Source organism: Leptospira yanagawae serovar Saopaulo str. Sao Paulo = ATCC 700523, from assembly GCF_000332475.2.
In the GTDB taxonomy this organism is placed as follows: Bacteria; Spirochaetota; Leptospiria; order Leptospirales; family Leptospiraceae; genus Leptospira_A; species Leptospira_A yanagawae.
The window spans coordinates 537,151-561,133 of record NZ_AOGX02000015.1 but is presented as its reverse complement, the minus strand read 5'-3'; the positions used below and the strand labels follow the sequence as shown (position 1 = coordinate 561,133).

The window sequence follows — 23,983 nt, the reverse complement described above, 5'->3', positions numbered from 1 at the left end:
TGAAACATATCAATCAGATATGGAGACATTCATGAACGTTTCATGTAACCTGACAAAGAAAAATATCACTTTGTCTTTTGTGATCACAATGATCACAGTTTTTGCGATTGCAGGAAAAATCGAAGCTCAAACTACCCCTACGACACCTGCAGCGCCTACAGCTGAAACCACGCAAACTGCAGAGACACAACCAGAAACTCCTGCACCTGCTGCCGAAGCTCAATCAGAAACTCCTTCGCAAGATTCAGAAATTGGACTCGTTAAATTATTTGTGACTGGTGGATGGTCAATGTGGCCACTCTTACTTTCTTCTATCGTAGGATTTGGAGTGATCCTCGAAAGGATGTACTTTTTCTTCACAGCAAAACTTGTGAGAAAAGGATACAACCAAGACTTACAAGATGCAATTGATGCTTCGGGTATGCAAGGTGTAGATGAATTCTTAAAAGCAAATGAAGGCCAACGAATCACTGATGTATTAAAAAATGGAATGGAAGTTTCCCAAAACGATCCTGAAATTTTTGCTGCTGGTATCGAAAGAGAAGCAGGTGAAGTGATGACACTATTAGAAAAAGGACTCACAGTTCTTTCCGCAGTATCAACCATTGCTCCACTTGTTGGATTCCTTGGAACCGTTTCTGGTATGATCAACGCATTCGATGCGATTGCTAACGCTGACCAAGTCAACGCGAAGGTAGTTGCTGGTGGTATCAAAGAAGCCCTCATTACAACTGCAGCAGGTCTGATAGTTGCGATCCCTGCGATGACATTTTACCAATACTTACAAGGCCGCGTTGGTTTTTTTACATCTGAAGTAGAAGAAGCAGCAAACAAAATCTACAAAGAATACTTAAAACTCAAAGCCGGAAAAAAAGCATAACGCAAACGGTAAGAAACAAACCATGATTAAGTTAAAGAAAAAACAAGAATTAGAAGAAATTTCGGCGGCATCCATGTCGGACATTGCCTTTCTACTCTTGGTATTTTTTATGGTAACAGCAGTATTCTTTGTGAAGGAAGGATTGAACATTTCCCTTCCACGCAAACAATCCGAACCACAGCCGTTTTTACGTAAAAATGTATATGAAATTTTGGTCACACAAGATCGTTACAAGATGCGTAACCCTGCTTTCGGAACCAAAGAATATGTTAGTTTAAAAGAATTTCGCGATGACCTAAACCAAATGGAAATCCCGGATTTAAAAAACAAACTAGCACTCATTGTTACAACCGGTGATACCAAATATGCAAAGATGTTGGATGCTTTATCAGCTGTTCAACTTCGCGGATTTGAAAAAATCTCAGTGAGAAAGAAGAAATAATATGTTACGAAGAAAGAGAGTCGCACCTTCAGTTCCAGTGAGTTCGATGGCAGACATTGCCTTCTTACTCCTCGTGTTCTTTATGGTAACCTCCGTATTGGATTCCGATCCTGACCTTCCCATCAACTTACCAGACGTTCCTGGCGGAGAGCAGCTAAATAAAAAGATCGCCAATCTTTACCTGACTGCAGACGAAAAAAGAACTGTTTATTTCAACTCAGTGAAAATGGAACTTAACGAAGCGATGAGCGAAATCAGAGCTAAAATTTCCACAACACCTGATCTAAAAGTTTTGATCCACGCCGACCAAGACCTAACCTACGAAGAACTAGACAATGTTTTTGAAACGCTCCGAGAGATTGGTGCCTTAAAGGTTTCTCTTGTTACCAAGACCACCCAAGGTGGCGGATTAAAAGGTAAGTAACGTGAGCGGAACAGTTGTTACACAAAAAAGATCCAAACGTGAAAGAATCCATAGATTCATTGATCGTTACCGAATGGAAACGGGTCTTGCAATTTCTGCCGTTTTACAGGCATTAATCATTCTTTTTTGGTTCACACCTCATTTGGAAACAGATAGTTTGGATGACCTTGTAGAAGAAGTTGCTTTTATCGACAATGTACAGATCCAAGAACCAACAACGGATTCCAAACCAACTGACGGTGACTTTGATTTAACCGACAAAGAGAAGGAAGAAAAAAAAGAAGACCCACGGATCGCTGGTGCTTCTGACCCCATCGTTTCTGGTGCTACTTCTCCTGTAGACTTATCACCTAACATTCGTCCAGAATATACATCGGATGCAAAGGCTCTTGGTTTGACAGGAACCATGACGTTAGAAGTGGTGATTTCAAACACCGGAGAAGTGCTTCGTGTTCGTTCCGTAGGTAAACAGTTAGGCGGTGGATTAGAAGAAGAAGCGATTAAAGTTTATCGCAGAAAACGTTTTTCTCCTTCCATCTTAGAAGGAAAACCAATCACTGTCAAAGTGCTTGTTCCCATCCGATTTACATTGAATTAAACCCGTTTTGGCGAATCCACCACCTTATCGGTGGTGGACCGGGCTCTCCGCTCCAATCTGCATCGCAGGATTTCCGCTACGATCCCTTTCGCGAAGAATCATGATTACGTTGTTAAGACTCAAATCAGAAATCTATGATGAAACCAATACTAAGAAATTAAGATTTTATAAATCATTCAATTGCTTGCAGATGTTTCATAAATCTTTCTTTTTCCTCTGGTGTAGCCTTTTCAAAATAAAGTTTAATAAATTCAGTTAAAGTATATGGATCATTTCCAAGGTTTTTGATTTTTTTCAGAATAACACTTTTACATTCTAATTCTTTACAATTCCGAATGAACTGACGAAAATTAAGTGAGGAATCAGAGATTAAAAATTCTTGTAGAATATATTTTCGGACCTTCTCATTTGAAGAAGGAAATGATAATATTGAAGATAATAAATTTGTCTCTTCGTTTTGTTTTTTTTGTTTCGCTAACCTTTCTCTAACTTCAATTAAAATTAAAACTGTTTCTGGATTTCTCCGAAATTTTTCAAATTCATAAACATATTCGTACATTTTCTGCAAATCTTTATCTTGAATTGCTTCATACATTTTCTTTTTCCAATCTTCAAATGTATTCAATTTTGTAGGAACTGTCGTTCGAGTATCAACCTCATGCGGTCGATCATTATCATTAAAAAACCAATGGTATGACCAAGCCATGATAAAAAAAGGAGGAGTGGCCAAGGCTGAAAACGGTATAGCACCCAATTTCGTATAATATCCAGAATTTTGACTTGTCCATAATACACCAATTGTGTCTTCTGCAGCATCTGGAATGACAGCAATGGGATGTATAATGAAAACATCCAAAATTCCAGCACCGACACCTAAAGGCAAATATATGGGTGCTGCAATGATTCTTAGATTCCCATCCTTGGGAATTAAATTCTCTTCCACAGCATTTGTTAATTTAAGATTTCGTTTTTGGAATAATGCACAATTGAGGCTGGAAACTACAATGATTTGAATGATCAGTATTCTTTTTGCTATTGTTGAAATCATATAGTTTTATCTTACTTATTAACGATATAAGAAACGATTTATGTTAGTAGAAGAAGGCATGTTTTATCCATAAAAAACTAAAAGCAATAGGAGTCATAACTAGTTTAGGTACAAAAAGAAAACTCTGCGTCAAAATGCCTCCGGATGGATTTTGCCAAATATATGTTATTGTATCACCAAGTGCCATCGGAATTGCAATGACTGGTTGTAATAGAAATGTATCTGTTAATAACGAAATTGTCCCAACAGGAATCGCTACGGGACTCATCAAAACTTTTCCCGTTGTAGTTTCCGGAGTAAAATGATTATCTAAGACATTCGTAATTCTGCGGTTATTTTTATGCATAATTGCGCAGTGGGAAAAAATATGGAAGAACATCAACAGAAGAGACTGGATCAAAAGTTGTTTCAATACTGAATTCATAATCGAAATCTTCTCCCTCATTGAATTTAAAAATTAATATTTAATTTTAATTTTGTATTCCTGGTAATTCCAAAACCTTATCCACTTCTTCCATAGGTTTTTCTGGAATTTCGATCTTTTCGATTCGAATTTCATGAACAAAGTCAGAGTCCTCAAATTTATCTAAAATGGTGATCCTTCTCGGGTATTGTTTTCCATTCCAAGATTCATAAAATCCGTATTTCAATACACCTCTATAAAAACTAAACAATTCACGATAAGTAAATTCCATCCATTCTAAAGCACCACTTGTGGTTTCAAAATAACCAACATACTGATCTGTATCTGGATTTGCATTTAGTTGCACTGATGTAAAATACACAACTTCATAATTTTGTTCTAATTTCTTTGTTGTACCCGCATATTGGATGATAGGAAATTCTTTTAGACGCCAAGGCAGTGTTAGGTACAAACGAAGAGATTCTAAATAAATCCTGACTTCATCATCACCCATAAACACCTTACCAGTATCAGCTGCTATATAATATGTTTCCTTTTTATCCAATCCATAAATCAGTCCTTTTTTCTCACCACCAAGGAATTCGACCTGCATTGAATTTGTTTCAAAATCTAAATACACACGCATCCTTTGTTCCGATTCTTTGATCGGTGTAAAAAATCTGACAAACTTGGAATGCCAAACATCCTTTACAACAAATTGAACTTGTTTATAGTCTTTCCAGTCACCAGGTGTTAACTCTTTGATTGTGGGACTTGTAACAAAAGTTAGTCCTTTTTTCTTTAGTTCTGGATCCACACGATTTGATGACAAACTAGGTGGACGTAAATCAGCGATAGAACAAGAAAAAAGAAATAAAAAGAAAGGAATGATGATGGAGGGAAAACGTAACATTGGTTCCAAACTGGAACAAAAACAACTGTTTGTCAATAGGGAAAGGAACGATGGCAAAGAAGAGAGAAAAGGTCGGAAACCCGACCCTCTCTTTCCGAATGATAATTATGCTTTTGCAGCACCTGTTTTTTTGATCGATTCCGCTACTTCATTGATTTTCGCTTTTACGGATTCAATTTTTCCTTCAGGCATTTTTGCTTTGATTTCTTCTGCAATTTTGTTGTAGTTTTCTACGATTTTAGAACGAGTTTCATCGTAGTTTTTTCCAGCAACACTAGAGAATTCTTTAATGTCTGTTAGGATTTTGTCTACAGATTGGCGGATTTTTACTGATTCTTCAGTATTGTCCAAAGCACCTTTAGAAACTAACTCATTGTAAGTAGATTCCAATTGTGTTTTTGCTTTTTCCAAACCTTCTTTTCCAGATTGAAAAAGACCGATTCCAGCGTTAAGAATGTCCATGATTTGTTTTTCCATAATTTAGCTCCTGGTTTTCACCTATTTGTGCAATGCACAATACAGTTATGTGCGTTGCACAAATTTAAACAAGTACTTTTTCTAGGATGGATCAGTTTTTTTAAATTTTTTTAGAGTTAGGACAGGGAAACTAGGCCCTGTTTCAATCGGTTTCGAGTTCTAAAGCACTGATGGGTTCTTTTTGTTGTGCCATAATCGATTCCAAAAACTTCACATACGCTTCGCGTCCAGGGTAAGCCACTTGGTTCACACCGGTTTTCACAGCAGCTTCTGCCACTGCAGGAGCAACATGGTATAATACGCGTTCGTCGAGAGGTTTTGGAATGATATAGTCTTCCCCAAAGCGGATTTCCACTTCGTTGTAAGCTTGGCATACTTCTGTTGGCACAGGGATCTTTGTGAGTTCACTGAGAGCATAGGCCGCCGCCAATTTCATTTCCATATTTACCACTTTTGCACGAACATCAAGTGCCCCACGAAAGATGAATGGAAACCCAAGTACGTTATTTACTTGGTTTGGATAATCACTACGACCCGTTGCCATGATAAGATCTGGTCTCGCACGTTTCGCATCAGGATAAGGAATTTCAGGATCTGGATTGGCAAGAGCAAACATGATTGGTTTCTCGGCCATTGTCTTTACCATTGCTTCTGTTACCACATTGGCAACCGATACACCAATGAATAGGTCAGTACCAGGAAAGATATCTTCTAATGTTTCTGCATCCGTATTACGAACAAAAGGAAGTTTGGATTCATGTAAATTGGTTCGTTTGTGGTTGATGACACCGCGAGAATCCAACATAAAAATGGATTCGTGTTTCACACCGATATGAGTTAACATCTCTGCAATGGAGATGGCCGCAGCCCCTGCCCCATTGATCACTACCTTTAAATTTTCCGCTTTTTTACCAGTCAGTACTAACGAATTGAGAAGTGCCGCTGTCGAGATGATTGCCGTTCCATGTTGGTCATCATGGAAAACAGGGATCTTCATACTTTCATCTAATGTTTTTTCGATATGAAAACATTCTGGTGCACGGATGTCCTCTAAGTTGATACCACCAAACGTTGGTTCGAGGGCCTTTACAATGGTAATGAATTTTTCCGGATCTGTTTCATTGATTTCAATATCAAAAACATCGATGCCTGCAAATTTTTTAAATAAAACGGCTTTTCCTTCCATCACTGGTTTGCCAGCGGAAGCACCAATGTTGCCAAGACCTAAAATGGCAGTTCCATTGGTGATGATTCCCACCAAGTTTCCTCGGTTGGTATACTCATAAACGAGATCAGGTTGTTTTTCAATTTCAAGGCAAGGGTATGCGACACCAGGTGAGTAAGCTAACGACAGGTCATAACTGTTCTCCGTTGGTTTTGTCGGAACTACTTTGGTTTTTCCTTTCGGAAACCTAGAGTGATACTCAAGCGCGTGATTTTTCATGGTCTATTTTCCCATGATTTCTGATTCAATGGAAAATCCTAGAATAAATTGGAACCAATGACATCCAAAAAGGGTTGTCATTGGTTCTATGTCCCTTTAGAGTAAGTCCTCATCGAAGTCCGGGGGAGGGCATTTTGGAACTGGTTGGCGAATTTTTTGGAACTGCTGTACTCATCCTTTTAGGCGATGGAGTTGTCGCTGGTGTTTTATTAGAAAAATCAAAATCCAAAGATGCTGGTTGGATCACCATCACCACTGGCTGGGCACTTGCCGTTTGTTTTGGTGTGCTTGTCGCAAAGGCACTCGGTAGTCCCGGTGCACACTTGAATCCCGCTGTGACATTATCTGTATGCATCCAGTCGGGAGACTATTCTATCTTATTGCCCTATTCCCTCGCACAAGTCTCTGGTGCTGCACTCGGAGCTTTTTTAGTGTACTTACATTACCTTCCCCATTGGAAAGAAACAAAGGACCCGGGGAAAATTTTGGCAGTTTTTTCCACAGAACCTGCCATCAAACACTCTCTCTCCAATGTGATCAGTGAAGGATTCGGAACTTTCCTACTGATTCTAGGGATCCATGCGATATTTTCTCCGTTAAATGGTGGTGCACCTGGAATTGCTGGCACTGGGTTTGTGTCCCTCCTTGTTTGGGCCATTGGACTTTCGATGGGAGGAACCACAGGTTACGCCATTAACCCTGCCCGTGACCTTGGACCAAGGATCATCCATTCAATCGTTCCGATACCGAATAAAGGCAAATCTGGTTGGAAGTATGCTTGGCTCCCCGTAGTCATTCCGTTAGTGGGTGGTGGACTCGCTGCCGCTTTGATTCGTTGGGTAATTTAAAAAAACAATTTACAACCAAAATTAAACCGAGAACCATAACGTAATAGGTGTTAAATTTTATAAACACTATACATATATGTTTAAATTGATTCAATATTCTTTTATTCTCATACTTTTAATTTTCACTGCTCTATCTGCCGAAACAAAACGCATTTATGCTCAGTATGGAAGTGGAAGTATCAATGGTAGCGCACCAATCATATCTCCTGGTGTTGGCCTCGCAACAATCGCATCCCAACCAGCATTTTCGGAAAAACAATTACAATTACTACCAGTTGCATTCGAACGAAACATTAAATATAAAACGGAATACACAACTGTTGGATATGAAACTAATCATTATGACGAAAATGTATTCCTACGTGTAGGATTTACTAATGCTAAACTCAAATCAAATCCTTACCTTCTAGGTCTAGATGCAAAATTTTTCTTTGATAATTTCAACCCAAACCTAGAGCAAATCAATCTCATCCAAAGATTTTTTGTTTATTCTGTTTTCCTGTTAGTTCCTGAATACGAGAGTAGAGAATTAAAAAGTGGGGTCAATTTTGAAGCCAATCTAATTGATTTGGGAGCCCGTTACCAAAAAGAATTTTTTGGATTTTTAAAACCTACTATTGGAATCGATTTTGGTTTGGGAAAATGTACGATTAGAGAAGCTTGTACGGCCTATTCAGTAAGTCCTTTTACTGGTCTCGGTTTCTATTACGGCACTACAGAAATATCTTTTACAGTAATGAGAAAATACCTTTGGCTAGAATTTGGGCCAACGAGTTATAATCTCAATTTCAAAGGGAATGATACATTTATGATTTCCTTATCTCAAGAAATCGATTTCTCTACAAATTAAATGCGTTAGGTTAATCGCAATATCACATTACAATCATCTACCAATTCGGATGAAACATTACCTAATTCAATTTTAATTCTGAAATTTGGATTTGAATCAATATTTTGTTTCTTGCTATTTTATACAAACAAACGTTAAAATGTCAAAACTTGGAATTTAAAATTAGAAACTAACGGAGAACCAGAATGAGACATTTAACAACAATTCTATTAGGATTGTTTCTTTTAACATCCAACCTTTTTGCAGAAGACGATATACTCAAAAAGATAAACAATCTAAAATACCATACCGGAAATGTCACCATAGGTGACAAACTGGCCACCATCAAAGTGCCAAAGGGATTTAAGTTTTTAGATGCAAAACAAAGCCAATTTGTTCTACATGAAGTTTAGGGTAATCCTTTAAATGAAAGTATCCTTGGTATGTTGTTTAAGTCAGACCAATCTCCAATTAGTGAAAATTTTACATATGCTCTCACCTATTCTTTTTCAGAAGATGGCTACGTCAGTGATTCTGATGTAAATGAAATCAATTACGATGAGCTTTTGAAATCGATGAAAGAAGATATATCGGAAGGAAATGAAGCGCGTATCAAAGAAGGTTACCCAGCAATGGAATTAGTTGGATGGGCAAATAAACCATTTTATGATGCATCATCAAAAAAACTACATTGGGCAAAGGAAATTAAATTTGAAGGGGATGCCGTAAACACTCTCAATTATAATATTCGTATTTTGGGACGAAAGGGAATTTTGGAATTAAATGCAATTTCTGATGTTGAAAAATTAAAATTAGTTCAAAATGATATCCCGGCCATCCTTGCCTCCACCGAGTTTAATGATGGTGAAAAGTATTCCGATTATTCCCCAGGAATTGATAAAATGGCGGCTTATGGAATTGGTGGACTCATTGCAGGCAAAGTATTGGCAAAAGCAGGCTTTTTTGCATTGTTACTTAAATTTTGGAAGATCATTGCCTTAGGAGCCATTGCAGCTTTAGGTTTTTTAAAGAAAATACTTACCAAAAAAGCTGATAATAGTTCCGTTTAATTGGCATTATATCAACTATACGAAATCAATAAAAATCAAATAGAGTTCGAAATCTGGATTGGGTTCATCCCCTACCAGAGTTTCGATCCAAATTGAAAATAATCACTACCAAAAGAAGGTAAATTTCATATTCAGAGAATCCACTCTCCCTAAAAAGTAAACCTTTCATTCTGCAAAAACATGAACTTTTAGTCAAAAAATCATTCAAAATGATCATCTATTCAAAAATTGCATTTGGATATTAGTCGAAACTTATTCAACATACTTTCTATTCCGAAAAACATGGGTTATGGTTCAAAATGAAAAAATCATTCTTATATCTTATTTTCATCTGTTCTTGCTTTATTTCACTGGATGCTCAAGAAATTAAATACAATTCTCTCACCAAAATTGCAACACATTCCGATCTCAATGCATTTATGAGTTATTATTATACCAATCCTAAAGTAGAATTGATTCCAAGTGCCATCAATTTCATTTTAGAGAAAAAATTGAACGCAGATAAAGAGAATGAAAGGCATATTGTACCATTTTTTGCACAAATTTTTAAAGTGCATGATGACAAGATACCAGTTTGGTTGGGAGACCTGAATCAGCTATCAGATGATGATAAATTTATTTTTGCCCATGCAATGTTTCTATCGCAAGGAGAGAATGGGAAAAAGGAAATACTAAAATATTTGCAATCGACTGAAAACGAAGAACTCAAACAAGTTTTTACCAAACTATCGAGTGATCGTAAACCAATCGATCTTAGATCCATTCCGTTAACAAAACCAGTTTATTTAGATATGTTATGGAATTCTTTCTTTGCCACTGGAGATGTTACGTTTTTAGATAAACTTTTGTTAGCTACTGAAACTAAAAAGAAATCGATCGATGAAGTTTTAATCTATTCTGCTGCTAGGTGGTCATTTAAGTCAATTGCGCAAAATCATAAAAAAGTATTTGAATTTTGCATTAAAAATAAAGGTAAACATACCAAAGATATCAATGAGTTTTTAGCTGAATTTGAAGAATGATTCGGTAAATTAGCATATCGAATCGATCATGTTACTTTGCAATCCCAAACTCAAAACCGCTCAAGTTTAGGATTTTAAAATGTTTCTTAGTTCTGTATCTTCTGGAACGAAACACACGCTGGAATCTCGTTGATTTTCCCTAATTGCAAATCACCACAACTCATTGTTAGGATTGATTTGTGACACTCTTTGTAAATCGTTTGGATTTGAAGAGGGTCACCACCGATGAGTTTGTATGCATTACTTTCGCGAAATCGTTTTTGACAATTGGTTTCATCCAAACGACCTTCCGTAAATTTTTTTAAATTTTCGGGAATGGATTTCCATTCGGAATCAGCGCATTCTCGAAATTTTTTACAAATTTCAGATGTCAAACTCAAAGACTCATTTTGCCAATCAATTTGATTGATTCCCTTTTCTTTTTTGCAAGAGAACAATTGAATCAAAAAGAAAAAGATGATGAATACTGAAAAATAATTTCGTAGCTTTGTTTGGAGTTTGGAACGGTTACAAAATGAATTCATAAAAATCACCTTAATAACTGCATGTAAGTAAATCACGAAATAATTGCAATACGTTATTTTTATCGATCTATTTGGTTGTGTCCGCTGTTTCTTTTTTCCGAATTAAAATTTCAATTCGCTCTTCATTTGCTTTTTTTTCAGGTGTATCTGATGTTTTTGATTTCTGGAACATCGCATAACCCTGGACAGACACTTGTTCTTTTGGAATTCCGTATTCATTTACCAGTTTTTCAGCAAGCAAAGAGGCACGATTGGAATGGTAGTCCCAAGAATTTTGGAATTTTGATTTGTCGATTTGCGATTCATATGGGATATGAACTCTCACGACGATATCAATATCCATTCCCTTGGATAAAACTGCCAATTGTTCAAATGCAAATTTAAGATCAGGATCTGATTTTAATATATCGTCAGAAGCTAAATCGGAACCTGCAAACGTTAATTTTAACTCTTCCGTTTCAGCTAGTCCAAGTTTTAACTTTGCTTTTTCTTTTAATGTTTTTAGTGCAAATCCAATCCTTTCCCAAAGTCGAAATACTTCCGATTTTGGAACCATTGTATCGTCTTCTAGAATTCCCGATCCACCATCTAACAAAGCACCTACGGAACTTACATTAAGACCAAATCCCCGTTTTATGTCTTTTGCCACCTCAGTCAATCTTTTCGAGTCTACTTTACTGACGGCATATAAGATAATGAATAGTCCCAAAAGAAGTGTGATCATATCGGCATAGGTTAATAACCATCGATCATTTGATTCAACATGTTCATCTTCTTTAGAAACAAATCGAGATCGTTTTCTCATGATTCCTCTTTTAAAGTGGGGAAAGCCTTATATAAAAATTCCCATTCTTTCACTTTGACTAATTCATAAAACTCTTCGAATAATGTTTGGTTCACTGGTAAAGTAGCATAGTAACCTTGTTCTACTTTTTTAAACAACGGGTATACACCTAGTAATCTCGACATCATGGCTGCGGGTTTGATGATGTACGCACTTACTGGTTTGTGAGCCAATTCATAAAACTTTTTTAAGTTAAAAAGTACAACCTCTAATTGTTTTTTACGAACTTCTCGTTTATCCAATTCACAAAATAGTTGAAAATATTCGTTTTGGTTGATTTCGTTTCCATACACCCAACCTTTCGAAACTAATAATTTAGCCATTTCAATATCGAGTGAATCGGTAATTGAATTTAATTCCATCAAACGTTCAATACTTTCCCTAGTTCCCTCTTTTAACATATTCTTCACTTTATCATATGTTTGGAAGGCCAAGGCCTCCCATTCTTCTTTTCCATCCAAATTGTAGACGGTTTCAAAGAAAAATTTTGCCATTTCAATGGTTTCAGCCCGTTGGAAAAAATCGTAGTAAAACAAATGAAACCGTTCTACTTGCGCACGAACAATTTCACGTCTTGCCACTAAAATTTCTTCTGATAATTTTTGATTCATGGACTCGTTAATTTAAATACATCAAATATTAAGTTAATTCTAAATAAGTTAACAAATTTTTCCAGGATTTTGAATGATTGATAAATCATTTTCTTCATCGTTTCATTTGATTTAAAATATAAGATGGAAAACCTTGTTGGTCTCTTTCATACGGAGCAATCGAGTATTGGTTTGGAATTGAAATTATTTCTTGGTAAAATTTGTACGTAGAGCGAAATAAAATCCGAGGATTGTCTGTTGTAATTGGTGTGTAGTAGAACTTAATCCCATAACGAAAGTTATTTGCCCATCCTTCTTTTGTTACTTCTAAAAGCGGATACTCTGCTGGGATTTTTTTATTTTGCACAACATTATATACTATATCTCCTTTTTTATACAGACGAACTCCTTGCGTTTCATTTGCCAATCGCAGTGAACCTACATCAGGAAATGAGAGTGATAAATAGGTTAAACTTACATAATTTCCTCGATTTTTCAGTTGTAATGTGACAAGAGACTCTTTTCCAATTTCAAATTTAGGCAGAACGTCAAGAGATACAAAAGAAGGCACAGGTTGCATAGGTAGATTTGCAATCATTTCCCAACCATTAAAAACAAATTCTTGTGAATAATTGGGATTCGTTGGAAATATTCGAAAAGATTTTTCTTTGGCACTGTATTCAAACTCTACTCGTTTACTCCGTTTTAATTCTTCATGTTCTTTGAGTTGGTAACCATCCCAAATTTTTTTGCCTTTTCGATAACCCATAGGAACCGAAAACAAACCTAACGGTGGTTCTTCGGATAATACTTCAATAAAGACGGAATTAAAATTATCTCCAGGCAGTTCTGCCAAAACAATCCGTCTCAAACAATCACCAGCAAATGTTGTTTTTTCTATTCCTGAAATTGAGCCGGCCGACCATTTATTTTGTTTGCCATCATAATACATCGGCCCAAGATTTTTGAGGAAAAATTCTAACTTCCATAAAAATGTCCAACTGGAACCTTCTTTGCGAAATGCAGACAAAACTTCGCTTTGGCCTGATTGGAAGAGAACCAAAGTTTCCATTTCCGGAGATTCATCCAAATTGATTTGTTTTTGACCGAGGATACGGATGGGCTCACCATCTTCTCTGCCATATACGAAAACCCGGATTTCTTTCTCAGATGGATGTTCCTTTTGGGAACACGATGGAAAAAATCCCAAAAGGAAAAGGATAAAAATCAGCAAAAAGTTTCTGTAAGAGTAAAAATTCATGGAATACAAACATTCCAGCACACTAAAACCCCAATTCAACCTTTTTTGCTTTTCGTAACAATTCGAACGATTATCATCGTCTAAGTAGTAAGAATTGGGGACGACATTGGTTTCGACTGTTGTTGGCTTGGATTCAGTGGCACGTAGGGGTGAGGGACCTCTTAAAAACCTTCAAAACAATAACTGCAAATAACGAATTTGCTCTAGCAGCTTAATTTTAAGCTCTACGGTTTCATTGGCTGTTTCCTTAGGTGGCCAAGAAACCGACACCTCTCTAAGGACCTTTCGGATTTGTCGCCCGCTTCGAACCGGATTGAACTCTAAGTAGGATAGGAATTAGTCCCCCGTTTGTAGGGTAAGTCTTTCCGAAATTTATTTGCAAACTAAACGTGTAGAAGCTGCATTTGAGGACGATAGGACCCGGGTTCGACTCCCGGCGTCTCCAAAGTTCAGATATTCATTGCTCGCGTTCGCCTGGCCCTCCATGGCCAGAGCTCCCGCCCGCACCCATCCTTGGGTGCTTTTCGCAATAAACACCCTCACTATTTTACCTATGCTAAAGTATATAATCGTTTGATTGGTTTTTTATTCTGATGGTCGTATAACAAATGGTTTACGACGGGAGTCGAACGACCGCGAGAGTCAGAAACAGTAACGACCCATAGGGAGCGTGAAGCTGTTTCTGTCGAAGGCAGGATGCCTGAGACCTCGAGCGGGACGGGCTGGAACGTGTTCAACCTGGATGGGAGAACCGTGAAAGCCGACTCACCGAGCGTCTCCAAAGTTCGGATATTCATTGCTCGCCTTCACCTGGCCATCCATGGCCTGAGCTCCCGCCCGCTCCCATCCTTGGGTGCTTTTCGCAATAAACAATTTTTTAATGATTTTATTATAGAATGGATTCAATTTTAATCTTTGGCCAAACACCGAACCATGTATGATAATACAGCATATAGATTCCATATGTTATCCCACATAAGATAAGTAGAACGGCCGTTTTACGAAAGACCAAAAAATTTCCGATATCTACCGTCATTTTCAAAACAAACTTTGTGAGCCGATCTATGATTGAGAACAAAAAGAAAAATAGTAATAGAACAACTCCCATACCGATTAAAGTCGCAGTAGGTTTTTCATATTGAATTGCTAAACCCAATACCTGTCCGTTGATCAATGTGACAACTAAATCTACGGCTAAGATGCAAAGTAGGCGAAAATAAAAACCTAAAAACCAATGGAAGAGAGATTGTTTTGGAGAAGAAGACATGGTGTAAAAATTAGAAAAGCGAATGAATCTTGCAAGTGGGAAATATTCATTTCATAATATCAAACCTATTACATTCTTAATCATATTTTTAACGAATAAATTTTTCCCCCATTTTAACCAAACTCTGTCCAAAGGAAAAGGCATTAAATATGGAAACAGATACGCAATTCAAAATTGCAATGGTCCCACACAAACACACTGAATCTTTTTTTACCTATGGATTCCGTTGTCCCAAATCCTTAAATCCATTTTTAAATTTAGACCTCTTTCATATGTCAATGCCTACATTCCCACCTCATCCTCATGCAGGATTTTCGGCAGTGACCTATCTTTTCCCTTCTTCAGAAGGAGTCTTCCAAAACCGAGATAGCAAAGGAGATACTTCCATCATTGAAGCTGGTGGTTTACATTGGACCCAAGCCGGAGAAGGAATGTTCCATGAAGAAATCCCGACTAAACCAGGAGTAAATTGTTTTGGATTACAAATGTTTGTGAAATTGCCCAAACAATTTGAACTGTTAGAAGGTAAGGCGTTTCATCTATCACCGAAAGACATTCCAAAAGTCCAAACGAATGGATGTTCTGTTCTCGTGTTATTGGGAAGTTTTGGTGACGTCACTAATCAGATTGATGGAATCCAACCTTCTTTTCAGTTTTTGGATGTGCAATTGGATTCTAATGCAGAAATCGAATTGGAATTAAATGCTGATAGAATCCAACTAGTGGTCTGTATCAAAGGAAAGCTCAAATCCGATGCCGATGAAATGATTTCTTCCAATGAAATATTTGTTCTGAAGGATCAAACAAAAAGAGTAAAGCTGAACGCATTCGAAGAAGGTTGTAACTTTTTGTTTTTATCTGCTCCCAAGTTAGAGGAAGACTATGTTTGGAACGGATCCTTGTGTTTATCAGATTCGATTCGGATGCAAGAGACAGTTTCCAAATTGAGAGAAGGGCAATTGGGGAATTTATCTCCTTCGTTTTAAAGCCAATGTAAGATTCAAATTTTTTACAACTACTGCTCCACACATAGGATAACGGACTGGTTATCACAAGTTGGAACACCTCCCGAAAAATACAAACTGTTGCTATTGGGTGCTATTCCACCATTACTTCCAGTCGTTCCACCTGCTGCAATGATTATTTAACCGCGTATCCCAACCGAAAGTATCTATACCTGTAAAAATAGTAGAAACTGAAGGACTTTCCGCATCACCTGGTTGGCTGGTAAAGATTCCTACATTATTTGTGGTAGCAATCGTCGCTCCATCCACTGCCCTCACATACGTTGTATTGGGCTTTAAAATCCAATCCACATGTTCCGATGCACCTCCAGTTAAACAATTATCTGACGTACAAGCAATCCGGTTCACATCATCCACAAGGAACGCTTTGAAGACGGCTCTTGCTGGCTCCGTTGGTTTTTTCGAATCACTCATACATTTGGCATCGGCTCCAGCGATCCCACCGCGAGCTCCATTATAAGTAATGCTTGTGGAAAAAAAACGACACGTGGTACAAACAGGAATCGCCGCTTGGCAGAAAGAACTTTGCCCTGTGAGACATAGAAGTGATTCATTTTCTCGAAACGAATCGGATTCAAAATCACGTGGGTTATTGAGAGTTGGCTTTGCACATTGGAAACAAAGGAAAATGAATGCATAAAACAGAAAACGCATTCCTTGATGATAATCCTTTCCTGATGCTTAGCAACCAAGAAATCGTTTGGGATAGATGCATTTTTTAAAAATTCAAATTCGAGTGTATTACGTTCGTTCTAAATCATGAGAGGAAATAAACGAACATACGTTTACAATTTCAAGTTGATCACTGTTCAATCATTAATTCTTGTTATGTGATATGATCATAAAGAAACCACAGAAAAGATGATTTTCACATCCAAAAGCAAGGGCAACAAACCTAAGCTTTTTCTTACGTTATGTTTTTTTTAATTTTCTTTTGCTACTGTTGACAATCGGTAAAATTGTTAGCCAAATGAAAGTGAGGAAACTCTATGCCATTTGAAACCGCCATCCAATGTCCGTGGTGTAAAACGAAGTACCCCAACAGCAACGTTACCAACTGCACCAATTGTGGAGGAACACTCGAATATACAATCACCTCCGATGGCATGGGTTCGGAGCCTCCCATTGCTCCAAGAGTCCTTCCCGCTAAATTCAAACGTAGGATCAAATACACGGGCAATGTAATGACCATGATCGGAATCATTTTTACGATTCCCTTTTTCTGGACGATCCTCTTTCCCATCATTGGAATTTTCTGTTGGCGAAAGGGATTGAAAACAGCAAATGATGAACTGCTTCCTTTGGAAGAAGGGAAAGCAACAGTCGGCGAAATCACAGACATCCGCAAAGACTATACCCAATCCTTAAATGGAGAATCTCCCTCCATTGTGGAATTTGTATTTGAAGTGAATGGAATCCAACACAAAGGAAACGTTGGCAATATCTATGACCAAGTCCACCTCACCAAAAAAGTAGGTGATCAACTTTGGGTTGTCTATCTGCCAAATGACCCTGACAAAAGTAGTGTTTGGCCACCATTGGTATGAAAGATTTTTACCTTTCCATTGATGAATCAATATCGAAATCAATTCCGAAATTCGGTTGAATTTCAAGAAACAGTTGAATCAGAGATCATTCCAGAAAGCATCTGCACTTAGTTGAAAAATTTAATGCAAGAAAGACAAAATTTAAATTCATTCAAAAGTCAGACCAGTCTTGCCTCCGCCTACTAACGTTAGCAGGCGAGGTTCATGTAAAATGAAAATCGAACAGGTTTAATATCCAGGTTCTCTAATTTGTCAAATTCAATGTGCCAAGTAAATTGGGACTGAACTGCAATTCTGGATAAATTTGTCCATAGGTGAAATAGTCTGATCCATTTCCATTGGTATCACAATAGGTATAATTCAAACCACCATCAATCGAAAATCTGGCAGTATAGGAATACGTATTTACACTTGTATATGGTTGGAATTTAAATTTTCCAGCATATTCCGAATTATTTGGATTATCAATGAGAGTAGTGGGATTGAATGTCATCGCAAAATATCTCCAGCCTTCATTAGTTCGTGGATCCGTACCTTGAGGTCCATAACCGATTTCGCCTGAGATCAGAGTATTATCAATTAAATTGTTAGTAACATTTGGATAATAAACCCGAGAGTAGATCCAATTAGATTCCGTCGCTGTCGCTCCAACTTGAACATTCATAGAAGTTGGATAGTGCAAAATACAATATGGGATTTCACCATTTTCAAAACCAACACCATTCTTTGTTCCAATTAGTTTTGTTGCTTTTTGAACTTTATAACTTTTGTACGGAGCTACATCTGTTACCACAAAATCTAAATAATAACCATTGGGATTTGGAAATAAAGAAATATTGTGACAGATGTGATATTGAATTTCTTCTCCATAAGGCATTCTTACACATTGTGTTAAATCAACATTGCCATGTATTGATTCTATTCTAAATTTTACATTTTCACTAAACCAACCATTGATCTGAATATTCGCAGAAGTTTTAGTGGAAAAAGTAGATGTTGGAGGAGTATTAATTCTCAAATCAAATCCAATTGTAAAAATCTTATAATTTACCGAATTGCCTGTGGGACTCATAAGTGTTAGTTCATTCACTAATTTTCTAGTATAATCCCATATCACGGGAATCGAATCATTTTGTTGAAAAGGAATCTGAGATGGCAAAGAATTTGTAAGTATTACAGAACTCGCATTTTCGACAGTATACGTTACATTATATTCTGAAGTAGTTGTTTTATTGACTAAAATCGTAATGGTTTTTGCTGTCTCATCGATTGTTGTAGCTATTGCAACACCAGGCACATCAAACGACGTAAACCTTGGGATCAATTCCCCAATCGTAAAATTCCTCACGAGCTCCGTGGAAACATTCCCTGCATGGTCTTTTGCCAAAAATCGATATTGCAATACCGCATTGTTAGGTGTGATGATGGAACCTGTATACAATTGTCCATTTTGGATGGAACCATTAGCATCAAAGGATGGGGAAGTTCCATTAACCGTGTAAATCACTTCATGGCAGCCAGAATAAAGGTCTTCACAGCTGATGGTGAGAGTTTGTGGTCCAGTATAGGTTCCGTTGTCGACAGATGCGGTGATGACTGGACTTGAATGGTCAACCGTATAATTGACAGAAGAAGATCCATTGGTGCCCACAAGGTTTGCCACACAAACCACAACGGTTTTGTTTCCTTCCGAACCAAAGGAAGCCACAGGGATTTCGGATACAACCGTTTCGTTCGCGGCAACTGTCCCAGTTACGTTTGTTCCAGACAGTGCCGAACCAGAAGCACATGTGGCTCCTAATTTCAAATGATAATTCCCTGCTTTATCGGATTTCCAACTAATTGTTGCTACTTGGTCATTTTTTAAGTATGTAGATGGCAATACACTATTGATGGTGATGGTTGGAACAACGGTATCCACTGTGTAAGATTCGCTAAACACAACGGATTGGTTTCCAGCACGGTCACAAGTCCTTACCTTAAAGGTCGTCGAAGTTTGGTTCGGTGTTGGAACCGATGCCGTATATTCTGTTCCTACACCCACCGAACAATTGGCACCAAAGGATGGTGTGGTTCCATTCGTTGTGTAAATTACTTTCGAACAACCTGCCCCACCTGTGTCAGAACAATTCATCACAACAGATTGGACGGCTCCATAATTCCCACCTGATGGGAGGATGGTCACACCGGGAGCGGTGTCATCTCGAGTGACATTTGCCACACCAAATCCGGTCACACCACTACTAGTCACACAGATCCGTAAGGCATTGGTTCCAAAATTGAGGGATGATGCAAGGATGGTTCCAGAGGTTTGGTTCACATTCGCAGTCACACTCCCGGAATACAGAGCTGTTCCCGAATTACAATCGGCCGCATTTTTACGAATCGAATAGGTCCCTGTTTTGGAAGACCTCCATTGGATCTCTGTTGCAAGTATGGAACCTGATACCGTACTCACATACGGTGCCGAAATTGAATTTACAGTGATCACTGGTCCAAGGGAAGGAACCATCGGATCTTCAAAGTTAGGTGCCCCATCACCATCAAAATCCGCATTGGGAAAGGCTGCTGTGACGGGATCTGTTCCTAACACATCTACGAGTTCTGCTAAAAATGGTCCTAGAATTCCAGCGTTTGCTTGGAAGTATTCACTTGGGCTCGCATAACCGTAGTCAGCAAAATTTGCTAATTCTTCAATCACTCGGTCCGCTATATTCGAAACAGGATTGGGATTTGTGATGATTCCACTAGAAACCAACCAAATTTGGATGTTCAATGCCACACCAAAAGAAAAGTGAACGACCTCTACCTTCATGGTATTCGCTGCATAATCCACAGAAACTTTTTTCATTTTCTCTAGAGTGGAATCATCTTTTACATAATACATTCCCACACTACGTTCTTCGATCCCAGTTTCTGGCATTCTACCTTGTTCGTAATTGATGGTTAGATAAGCAGGTTTTAAAAACTTCAAACCTTCTGGTTCAAATTTAAATACGGGACTTGAGGATCCATATTCGGTTGGAATGGAACCATTGGGGGTCACATTCCTTGAGACAGTAATGACTTTTGTTTCGGAGAGAGCTCCGGCCGGAATTTCAAACGAAAAACTTCCGTCTGAGGCACTTAAAGTTCCTCCACTTGGTCCGACTTCAGCCGAAACCGAGCGAACATTGGCGGAACTGCCCATAAAAATACCCAAAAAGGACTGAAGGAACGAAGATTGGTTTTGTTTGTCTTTTGGAAGCAAAAAACCAATGCAATTATATGAGGATAACCCTAAAAGTAGTACGACCAGTAGTTTCGAATTCATTTTTCATTCCTTTTTTCAAATCCCATGCATCGCATGTGGGTACTCATTCATTCTAATTTCAGAATATTTGTCAATGGAATTGTTAGGTGGTTTTTGTGACAACCTCTGCACTCGCCTATACATCTGCCAAAACGTTTCCAAAAACTGTAATGGAAAGCATTACTGGGCGTTCCCCAATTGTTTCAATCCGTACTATTCTTTTGTTAGGGTCAGGCTACTCCGGGGTGCGCTGTCGCTCCCGTCACCTACCATCGAGCGATGGCAGGTGACCATGCCCTCCGTATCCTTAACGCGAAGAAAATTTGATTTATAAAGACAAACTTAACTTCACATAAATGGAAATATATCAGAGACGATCATTTCCCCGAGTTTATGAACTTCATTTTCAACACGTTTTCTATCTTTATCTTCAATCGCAAGAGATGACAATTGGTTGATCGATCGACTTAGTGGCAAACGAATCGCATCAAAAGTACGGCCACTGATTCCATCTACACGTTCGTTACGAAACAAAGATTTTCGAATGAACGAATCTTTAATTTCTTTTCCGAGATACCTTGCAACCACTTGGTCTAAGTCTTTCTCTTTTACTTCTTTGTCATTTTTATCAAAAAAATTAATGACCATATGTGAAAACACAGGAGAACGCAAATTGATAAAATTTTCTTTTTCTTTGTTCGTTGAAGGATTCAAATGTTTAAACAACTCAGGAAAATATTGGTTTGAAAATCGTACCAAATTGATAACAGAAGAACCATTATTAAAGTTTATAGGAGGGATGATCACATCGGATAACGAAATCGCAAGCATGGAATAGTACCACCAACCAGGAGGACTATCAATGATGACAATATCAAACTTATGATATTCAGGCTTTTTTGACGCGGACTCCGGTAGCAAAAGCCCTCGTTTCATTAACTTAGAAATGGTTTTTGCAGAACTATTGATCTTTGTAATGCTACCAGAAAGGCTGGAATACTTATTGAGATTCCCTCTTTTCATCGCCTCATTGGAACTTTCATTTGCTTTTGCCAATGCCAATACAAGATTTTTATTTCGCAGTTGTAAGGCTTTCTTTTTGTCGTTTTTATCAACCGTTCCCTCCAACCAATCAATCACATCGTAAAAATTATCAGAATCAACATTAAACAGTCTTGAAAAATCGGATTGTAATGGATCAAAATCAAGAGCCAAAACGGATTTATCTTTTATCTTTGATAAATAGTTTGCGAGTATATAACTGACAGTTGTTTTCCCAACTCCCCCTTTATTATTATAAGTTGTGAGAATGATTGGTTCCTTTTCTTTCTTATTGATTGCTTTTACAATTTCATTTGACCAATAAACAACACCTTTTCCACTTTTTAAACTATGAATGTAACTGATTGGGTGAACCATTCCAAAATAGTTGCGGACAACTAATACTCTTTCTCCATCAGTAAAAATACCAAATGGAATGTGTTTTTTGTTTACGTTGTCATAAAAAGAACGTAAATACTCCGTGAGTTGTTCAAATTCAGAAACAATTCCCGTTTCCGTATTAAATTCAGGAAAATCCTTTGTTCCGTGCTGTTTGACTTCAACAATCAAGCTAACTCTGTCATTGTCGCCTAATGCTAGAATGTCTGTTCGTCTTCTTGTGCCTTTTGGTGAATCTTGACGAGTGATTGCGTCTTCATGATATCCAAAAAATGTTTTTAACCATGGTATTACAAATTTATCTTCAACAAATGCTTCGTTTTTTTCAGGTAACGAATTGATAATTGCATTCCAATCAATTTTTTCCTCTCTGTGTTTCACGAGTTTCTCCACATGATTTCAACCATGATTCATAATCAATTTTCCTGCAACTAACAACTATGAATATTGAGTTAAAAACATTTGAAGATTTTAAAGAAAAAATCAAAAGTAGAAAATAAAGACATGATTCAATGTAACAATTTCCTTGACGATTTCTAGAAAACCATGACTCATTTATATTCGATATGAGAAAGTTAATTATGTGGAATGTGGTCACTTTGGACGGTTACTTCGAAGGTGAAAGTCCTTGGGACTTAAGTTTTCATGGACTTGTTTGGGGTAAAGAACTCGAAGAATTTAGCCTTACACAACTTCGTTCCGCCGACATGCTTGTGTTTGGCGCCAAAACCTACCAAGGAATGGCAGATTATTGGACCAATGCAAAAGAAGAAGAAGGCGAAGTGGCAAAGTACATGAACGAACTTCCAAAACTTGTCTGCTCCACAACAATTAGCAAAACCAATTGGAAACATTCCACCATTACCAAAGATGCCACTACGGAGATTTCCAAGTTGAAAAACGACGGGAGTGGAGATCTGTTTGTCTTTGGAAGTGCTTCTCTTTCTAACTCCTTGATGAAAGCAAATCTCTTTGATGAATTCCGCATCTGCATTGCTCCTGTATTTTTAGGAAAAGGAAGGCGGCTTTTCACTGAAGGAATTCCAAACCAAAATGTACAACTCATCGAAACAACTCCACTCACAACCGGTGGTGTGATCCTTCGTTATTCCAAATAAGGGAAAAAGAAACGTTTTTGTGCCTCCCAAACCCGAAAAAAATACTTTACAAATTTAAACGAACGATCGTACTAATATTATGGGCAAAGGGGAATCCACAAAATCGATGATTTTGGACCGGGCAGTGCAAATTGCTAGTGTCCAAGGTTTGGAAGGTCTTACCATTGGTAGTCTTGCGGAAGAATTAGGAATGTCCAAAAGTGGACTCTTTGCCAAGTTTTCATCCAAAGAAAACCTTCAAATCGATGTTTTGCGAAAGGGAAGTGAGTTTTTTCGACGTTTCGTATTGTACCCAACCTTAAAAACAAAACCTGGGATCACTCGCATTCGAAATGCATTCTCCAATTGGCTCGAGTGGTCAGAAAAGTCCTCATTGCCGGGAGGGTGTTTATTCCTTGCCTCTAGTTCTGAATTTGATGATAAACCAGGAATGGTGCGTGACCACTTACGAAAAATCCAACTCTCTTGGCACTCCTCCTTAAAACAATTTGTAGAAGAAGCAAAACAAATGGGAGAATTGGATTCAAAAACAAATGTAGAACATATGGTGCAAGAGATCTGGGGACTCGTGTTGTCCTATCATTTTTACAATCGTTTATTAGAAGATAAATCTTCTGAGAAACGGACAAAACAATGTTTTAACGATTTAATCAAACGAAATTCAAAACCGTAATCCA

The 23,983-nt window shown here is 37.7% G+C and carries 25 protein-coding genes, 1 other RNA gene and 1 pseudogene; 14 read left to right on the top strand and 13 right to left on the bottom strand.

The window, feature by feature from the left end:
• Positions 1–31: 31 nt before the first annotated feature.
• From LEP1GSC202_RS06330 to LEP1GSC202_RS06315, 4 genes are read left to right on the top strand one after another with little or no spacing between them, the layout of a single operon-like run.
• Positions 32–880 (top strand): MotA/TolQ/ExbB proton channel family protein, encoded by an 849-nt coding sequence (locus LEP1GSC202_RS06330; protein WP_015677050.1) that lies wholly within the window; start codon positions 32–34, stop codon positions 878–880.
• Positions 881–902: 22 nt separating this feature from the next.
• On the top strand, positions 903–1,322 hold the full coding sequence (locus LEP1GSC202_RS06325) for an ExbD/TolR family protein (protein ID WP_015676438.1): 420 nt from the start codon (positions 903–905) through the stop codon (positions 1,320–1,322).
• Position 1,323: 1 nt separating this feature from the next.
• Positions 1,324–1,746 (top strand): ExbD/TolR family protein, encoded by a 423-nt coding sequence (locus LEP1GSC202_RS06320; RefSeq protein WP_015677138.1) that lies wholly within the window; start codon positions 1,324–1,326, stop codon positions 1,744–1,746.
• Between the two features lies 1 nt (position 1,747).
• Positions 1,748–2,344, top strand: coding sequence for an energy transducer TonB (locus LEP1GSC202_RS06315; protein ID WP_015677593.1), 597 nt, complete (start codon positions 1,748–1,750; stop codon positions 2,342–2,344).
• A gap of 172 nt (positions 2,345–2,516) precedes the next feature.
• Here LEP1GSC202_RS06315 and LEP1GSC202_RS19435 read toward each other — a convergent pair whose 3' ends face one another.
• The 5 genes from LEP1GSC202_RS19435 to LEP1GSC202_RS06290 all read right to left on the bottom strand — a co-directional run bounded on the left by LEP1GSC202_RS19435 (position 2,517) and on the right by LEP1GSC202_RS06290 (position 6,629).
• On the bottom strand, positions 2,517–3,392 hold the full coding sequence (locus tag LEP1GSC202_RS19435) for a hypothetical protein (protein WP_015676865.1): 876 nt from the start codon (positions 3,390–3,392) through the stop codon (positions 2,517–2,519).
• Between the two features lie 43 nt (positions 3,393–3,435).
• Positions 3,436–3,816 (bottom strand): hypothetical protein, encoded by a 381-nt coding sequence (locus tag LEP1GSC202_RS06305; RefSeq protein WP_156825348.1) that lies wholly within the window; start codon positions 3,814–3,816, stop codon positions 3,436–3,438.
• Between the two features lie 46 nt (positions 3,817–3,862).
• A complete protein-coding gene (locus LEP1GSC202_RS06300; RefSeq protein ID WP_015676674.1) occupies positions 3,863–4,708 on the bottom strand; it encodes an LBF_0142 family lipoprotein in 846 nt (281 codons plus the stop codon).
• Positions 4,709–4,813: 105 nt separating this feature from the next.
• On the bottom strand, positions 4,814–5,185 hold the full coding sequence (locus LEP1GSC202_RS06295) for a phasin-related domain-containing protein (RefSeq protein WP_015677288.1): 372 nt from the start codon (positions 5,183–5,185) through the stop codon (positions 4,814–4,816).
• Positions 5,186–5,327: 142 nt separating this feature from the next.
• Positions 5,328–6,629: a malic enzyme-like NAD(P)-binding protein gene (locus tag LEP1GSC202_RS06290; protein ID WP_015676586.1), complete on the bottom strand. Its 1,302-nt coding sequence runs from the start codon at positions 6,627–6,629 to the stop codon at positions 5,328–5,330.
• A gap of 134 nt (positions 6,630–6,763) precedes the next feature.
• Between LEP1GSC202_RS06290 and LEP1GSC202_RS06285 the strand changes: the two genes are divergently transcribed.
• The 5 genes and pseudogenes from LEP1GSC202_RS06285 (at position 6,764) to LEP1GSC202_RS06270 (ending at position 10,398) form a co-directional block, all read left to right on the top strand.
• Complete coding sequence (locus LEP1GSC202_RS06285; RefSeq protein ID WP_015677211.1) at positions 6,764–7,477, top strand: MIP/aquaporin family protein; 714 nt, start codon at positions 6,764–6,766, stop codon at positions 7,475–7,477.
• A gap of 76 nt (positions 7,478–7,553) precedes the next feature.
• Positions 7,554–8,327: a hypothetical protein gene (locus LEP1GSC202_RS06280; protein ID WP_015676898.1), complete on the top strand. Its 774-nt coding sequence runs from the start codon at positions 7,554–7,556 to the stop codon at positions 8,325–8,327.
• Between the two features lie 185 nt (positions 8,328–8,512).
• Positions 8,513–8,719 (top strand): hypothetical protein, encoded by a 207-nt coding sequence (locus tag LEP1GSC202_RS19855; RefSeq protein WP_015677524.1) that lies wholly within the window; start codon positions 8,513–8,515, stop codon positions 8,717–8,719.
• A 12-nt stretch (positions 8,720–8,731) separates the two neighbouring features.
• Positions 8,732–9,376 (top strand): annotated as a pseudogene (locus tag LEP1GSC202_RS06275) (DUF2167 domain-containing protein); the annotation flags it as partial.
• A 299-nt stretch (positions 9,377–9,675) separates the two neighbouring features.
• Positions 9,676–10,398, top strand: a complete 723-nt coding sequence (locus LEP1GSC202_RS06270; protein WP_015676339.1) for a hypothetical protein — start codon at positions 9,676–9,678, stop codon at positions 10,396–10,398.
• An 86-nt stretch (positions 10,399–10,484) separates the two neighbouring features.
• On the opposite strand, the gene LEP1GSC202_RS06265 is transcribed toward LEP1GSC202_RS06270, so the two are convergent.
• The 4 genes from LEP1GSC202_RS06265 to LEP1GSC202_RS06250 all read right to left on the bottom strand — a co-directional run bounded on the left by LEP1GSC202_RS06265 (position 10,485) and on the right by LEP1GSC202_RS06250 (position 13,617).
• Positions 10,485–10,922: an LA_2478/LA_2722/LA_4182 family protein gene (locus tag LEP1GSC202_RS06265; protein WP_015677240.1), complete on the bottom strand. Its 438-nt coding sequence runs from the start codon at positions 10,920–10,922 to the stop codon at positions 10,485–10,487.
• Positions 10,923–10,989: 67 nt separating this feature from the next.
• Entirely contained in the window at positions 10,990–11,727 is a 738-nt protein-coding gene (locus LEP1GSC202_RS06260) for a flagellar motor protein MotB (protein ID WP_015677480.1), read from the bottom strand.
• Entirely contained in the window at positions 11,724–12,377 is a 654-nt protein-coding gene (locus tag LEP1GSC202_RS06255; RefSeq protein WP_015677441.1) for an FFLEELY motif protein, read from the bottom strand. The genes LEP1GSC202_RS06260 and LEP1GSC202_RS06255 overlap by 4 nt, the downstream gene beginning before the upstream one ends.
• A gap of 94 nt (positions 12,378–12,471) precedes the next feature.
• Positions 12,472–13,617 (bottom strand): LIC13341 family surface-exposed protein, encoded by a 1,146-nt coding sequence (locus LEP1GSC202_RS06250; protein WP_015676698.1) that lies wholly within the window; start codon positions 13,615–13,617, stop codon positions 12,472–12,474.
• Between the two features lie 96 nt (positions 13,618–13,713).
• Between LEP1GSC202_RS06250 and ssrA the strand changes: the two genes are divergently transcribed.
• Positions 13,714–14,063, top strand: a transfer-messenger RNA (tmRNA) gene (gene ssrA / locus LEP1GSC202_RS19610).
• Positions 14,064–14,506: 443 nt separating this feature from the next.
• On the opposite strand, the gene LEP1GSC202_RS06245 is transcribed toward ssrA, so the two are convergent.
• The gene (locus LEP1GSC202_RS06245) at positions 14,507–14,884 is read right to left on the bottom strand and encodes a hypothetical protein (RefSeq protein ID WP_015677305.1); all 378 of its coding nucleotides are present in this window, start codon (positions 14,882–14,884) and stop codon (positions 14,507–14,509) included.
• A gap of 149 nt (positions 14,885–15,033) precedes the next feature.
• Between LEP1GSC202_RS06245 and LEP1GSC202_RS19425 the strand changes: the two genes are divergently transcribed.
• Entirely contained in the window at positions 15,034–15,870 is an 837-nt protein-coding gene (locus tag LEP1GSC202_RS19425; protein WP_015677373.1) for a pirin family protein, read from the top strand.
• Positions 15,871–15,993: 123 nt separating this feature from the next.
• On the opposite strand, the gene LEP1GSC202_RS06235 is transcribed toward LEP1GSC202_RS19425, so the two are convergent.
• Positions 15,994–16,563 (bottom strand): DUF1554 domain-containing protein, encoded by a 570-nt coding sequence (locus LEP1GSC202_RS06235; protein ID WP_015676427.1) that lies wholly within the window; start codon positions 16,561–16,563, stop codon positions 15,994–15,996.
• A gap of 335 nt (positions 16,564–16,898) precedes the next feature.
• Here LEP1GSC202_RS06235 and LEP1GSC202_RS06230 point away from each other — a divergent pair, with 335 nt between their 5' ends.
• Positions 16,899–17,456 (top strand): hypothetical protein, encoded by a 558-nt coding sequence (locus LEP1GSC202_RS06230; protein WP_015677017.1) that lies wholly within the window; start codon positions 16,899–16,901, stop codon positions 17,454–17,456.
• Positions 17,457–17,700: 244 nt separating this feature from the next.
• Here the strand turns inward: LEP1GSC202_RS06230 and LEP1GSC202_RS06225 are convergent, their stop codons facing one another.
• Together LEP1GSC202_RS06225 and LEP1GSC202_RS06220 are read right to left on the bottom strand one after the other, a co-directional pair.
• Complete coding sequence (locus LEP1GSC202_RS06225; RefSeq protein WP_015676720.1) at positions 17,701–20,769, bottom strand: chitobiase/beta-hexosaminidase C-terminal domain-containing protein; 3,069 nt, start codon at positions 20,767–20,769, stop codon at positions 17,701–17,703.
• A gap of 327 nt (positions 20,770–21,096) precedes the next feature.
• Positions 21,097–22,569: a ParA family protein gene (locus LEP1GSC202_RS06220; RefSeq protein WP_015677377.1), complete on the bottom strand. Its 1,473-nt coding sequence runs from the start codon at positions 22,567–22,569 to the stop codon at positions 21,097–21,099.
• Between the two features lie 185 nt (positions 22,570–22,754).
• On the opposite strand from LEP1GSC202_RS06220, the gene LEP1GSC202_RS06215 reads away from it, so the two are divergent.
• Both LEP1GSC202_RS06215 and LEP1GSC202_RS06210 read left to right on the top strand, forming a co-directional pair.
• Positions 22,755–23,306, top strand: a complete 552-nt coding sequence (locus tag LEP1GSC202_RS06215; protein ID WP_039928285.1) for a dihydrofolate reductase family protein — start codon at positions 22,755–22,757, stop codon at positions 23,304–23,306.
• Between the two features lie 79 nt (positions 23,307–23,385).
• Entirely contained in the window at positions 23,386–23,979 is a 594-nt protein-coding gene (locus tag LEP1GSC202_RS06210) for a TetR/AcrR family transcriptional regulator (protein ID WP_015676669.1), read from the top strand.
• The last annotated feature ends 4 nt before the right edge of the window (positions 23,980–23,983 follow it).

What these genes read in the sequence shown, in the direction of transcription:
- LEP1GSC202_RS06255 (WP_015677441.1), bottom strand. Translation starts at nt 12,377, where the DNA reads ATGAATCAAAAATTATCAGAAGAAATTTTAGTGGCAAGACGTGAAATT.
- LEP1GSC202_RS06210 (WP_015676669.1), top strand. Translation starts at nt 23,386, where the DNA reads ATGGGCAAAGGGGAATCCACAAAATCGATGATTTTGGACCGGGCAGTG.
- LEP1GSC202_RS06300 (WP_015676674.1), bottom strand. Translation starts at nt 4,708, where the DNA reads ATGTTACGTTTTCCCTCCATCATCATTCCTTTCTTTTTATTTCTTTTT.
- LEP1GSC202_RS06330 (WP_015677050.1), top strand. Translation starts at nt 32, where the DNA reads ATGAACGTTTCATGTAACCTGACAAAGAAAAATATCACTTTGTCTTTT.
- LEP1GSC202_RS06290 (WP_015676586.1), bottom strand. Translation starts at nt 6,629, where the DNA reads ATGAAAAATCACGCGCTTGAGTATCACTCTAGGTTTCCGAAAGGAAAA.
- LEP1GSC202_RS06235 (WP_015676427.1), bottom strand. Translation starts at nt 16,563, where the DNA reads ATGCGTTTTCTGTTTTATGCATTCATTTTCCTTTGTTTCCAATGTGCA.
- LEP1GSC202_RS06320 (WP_015677138.1), top strand. Translation starts at nt 1,324, where the DNA reads ATGTTACGAAGAAAGAGAGTCGCACCTTCAGTTCCAGTGAGTTCGATG.
- LEP1GSC202_RS06250 (WP_015676698.1), bottom strand. Translation starts at nt 13,617, where the DNA reads ATGAATTTTTACTCTTACAGAAACTTTTTGCTGATTTTTATCCTTTTC.
- LEP1GSC202_RS06305 (WP_156825348.1), bottom strand. Translation starts at nt 3,816, where the DNA reads ATGAATTCAGTATTGAAACAACTTTTGATCCAGTCTCTTCTGTTGATG.
- LEP1GSC202_RS19855 (WP_015677524.1), top strand. Translation starts at nt 8,513, where the DNA reads ATGAGACATTTAACAACAATTCTATTAGGATTGTTTCTTTTAACATCC.
- LEP1GSC202_RS06260 (WP_015677480.1), bottom strand. Translation starts at nt 11,727, where the DNA reads ATGAGAAAACGATCTCGATTTGTTTCTAAAGAAGATGAACATGTTGAA.
- LEP1GSC202_RS06265 (WP_015677240.1), bottom strand. Translation starts at nt 10,922, where the DNA reads ATGAATTCATTTTGTAACCGTTCCAAACTCCAAACAAAGCTACGAAAT.
- LEP1GSC202_RS06270 (WP_015676339.1), top strand. Translation starts at nt 9,676, where the DNA reads ATGAAAAAATCATTCTTATATCTTATTTTCATCTGTTCTTGCTTTATT.
- LEP1GSC202_RS19425 (WP_015677373.1), top strand. Translation starts at nt 15,034, where the DNA reads ATGGAAACAGATACGCAATTCAAAATTGCAATGGTCCCACACAAACAC.
- LEP1GSC202_RS06295 (WP_015677288.1), bottom strand. Translation starts at nt 5,185, where the DNA reads ATGGAAAAACAAATCATGGACATTCTTAACGCTGGAATCGGTCTTTTT.
- LEP1GSC202_RS06230 (WP_015677017.1), top strand. Translation starts at nt 16,899, where the DNA reads ATGCCATTTGAAACCGCCATCCAATGTCCGTGGTGTAAAACGAAGTAC.
- LEP1GSC202_RS19435 (WP_015676865.1), bottom strand. Translation starts at nt 3,392, where the DNA reads ATGATTTCAACAATAGCAAAAAGAATACTGATCATTCAAATCATTGTA.
- LEP1GSC202_RS06280 (WP_015676898.1), top strand. Translation starts at nt 7,554, where the DNA reads ATGTTTAAATTGATTCAATATTCTTTTATTCTCATACTTTTAATTTTC.
- LEP1GSC202_RS06225 (WP_015676720.1), bottom strand. Translation starts at nt 20,769, where the DNA reads ATGAATTCGAAACTACTGGTCGTACTACTTTTAGGGTTATCCTCATAT.
- LEP1GSC202_RS06215 (WP_039928285.1), top strand. Translation starts at nt 22,755, where the DNA reads ATGAGAAAGTTAATTATGTGGAATGTGGTCACTTTGGACGGTTACTTC.
- LEP1GSC202_RS06245 (WP_015677305.1), bottom strand. Translation starts at nt 14,884, where the DNA reads ATGTCTTCTTCTCCAAAACAATCTCTCTTCCATTGGTTTTTAGGTTTT.
- LEP1GSC202_RS06325 (WP_015676438.1), top strand. Translation starts at nt 903, where the DNA reads ATGATTAAGTTAAAGAAAAAACAAGAATTAGAAGAAATTTCGGCGGCA.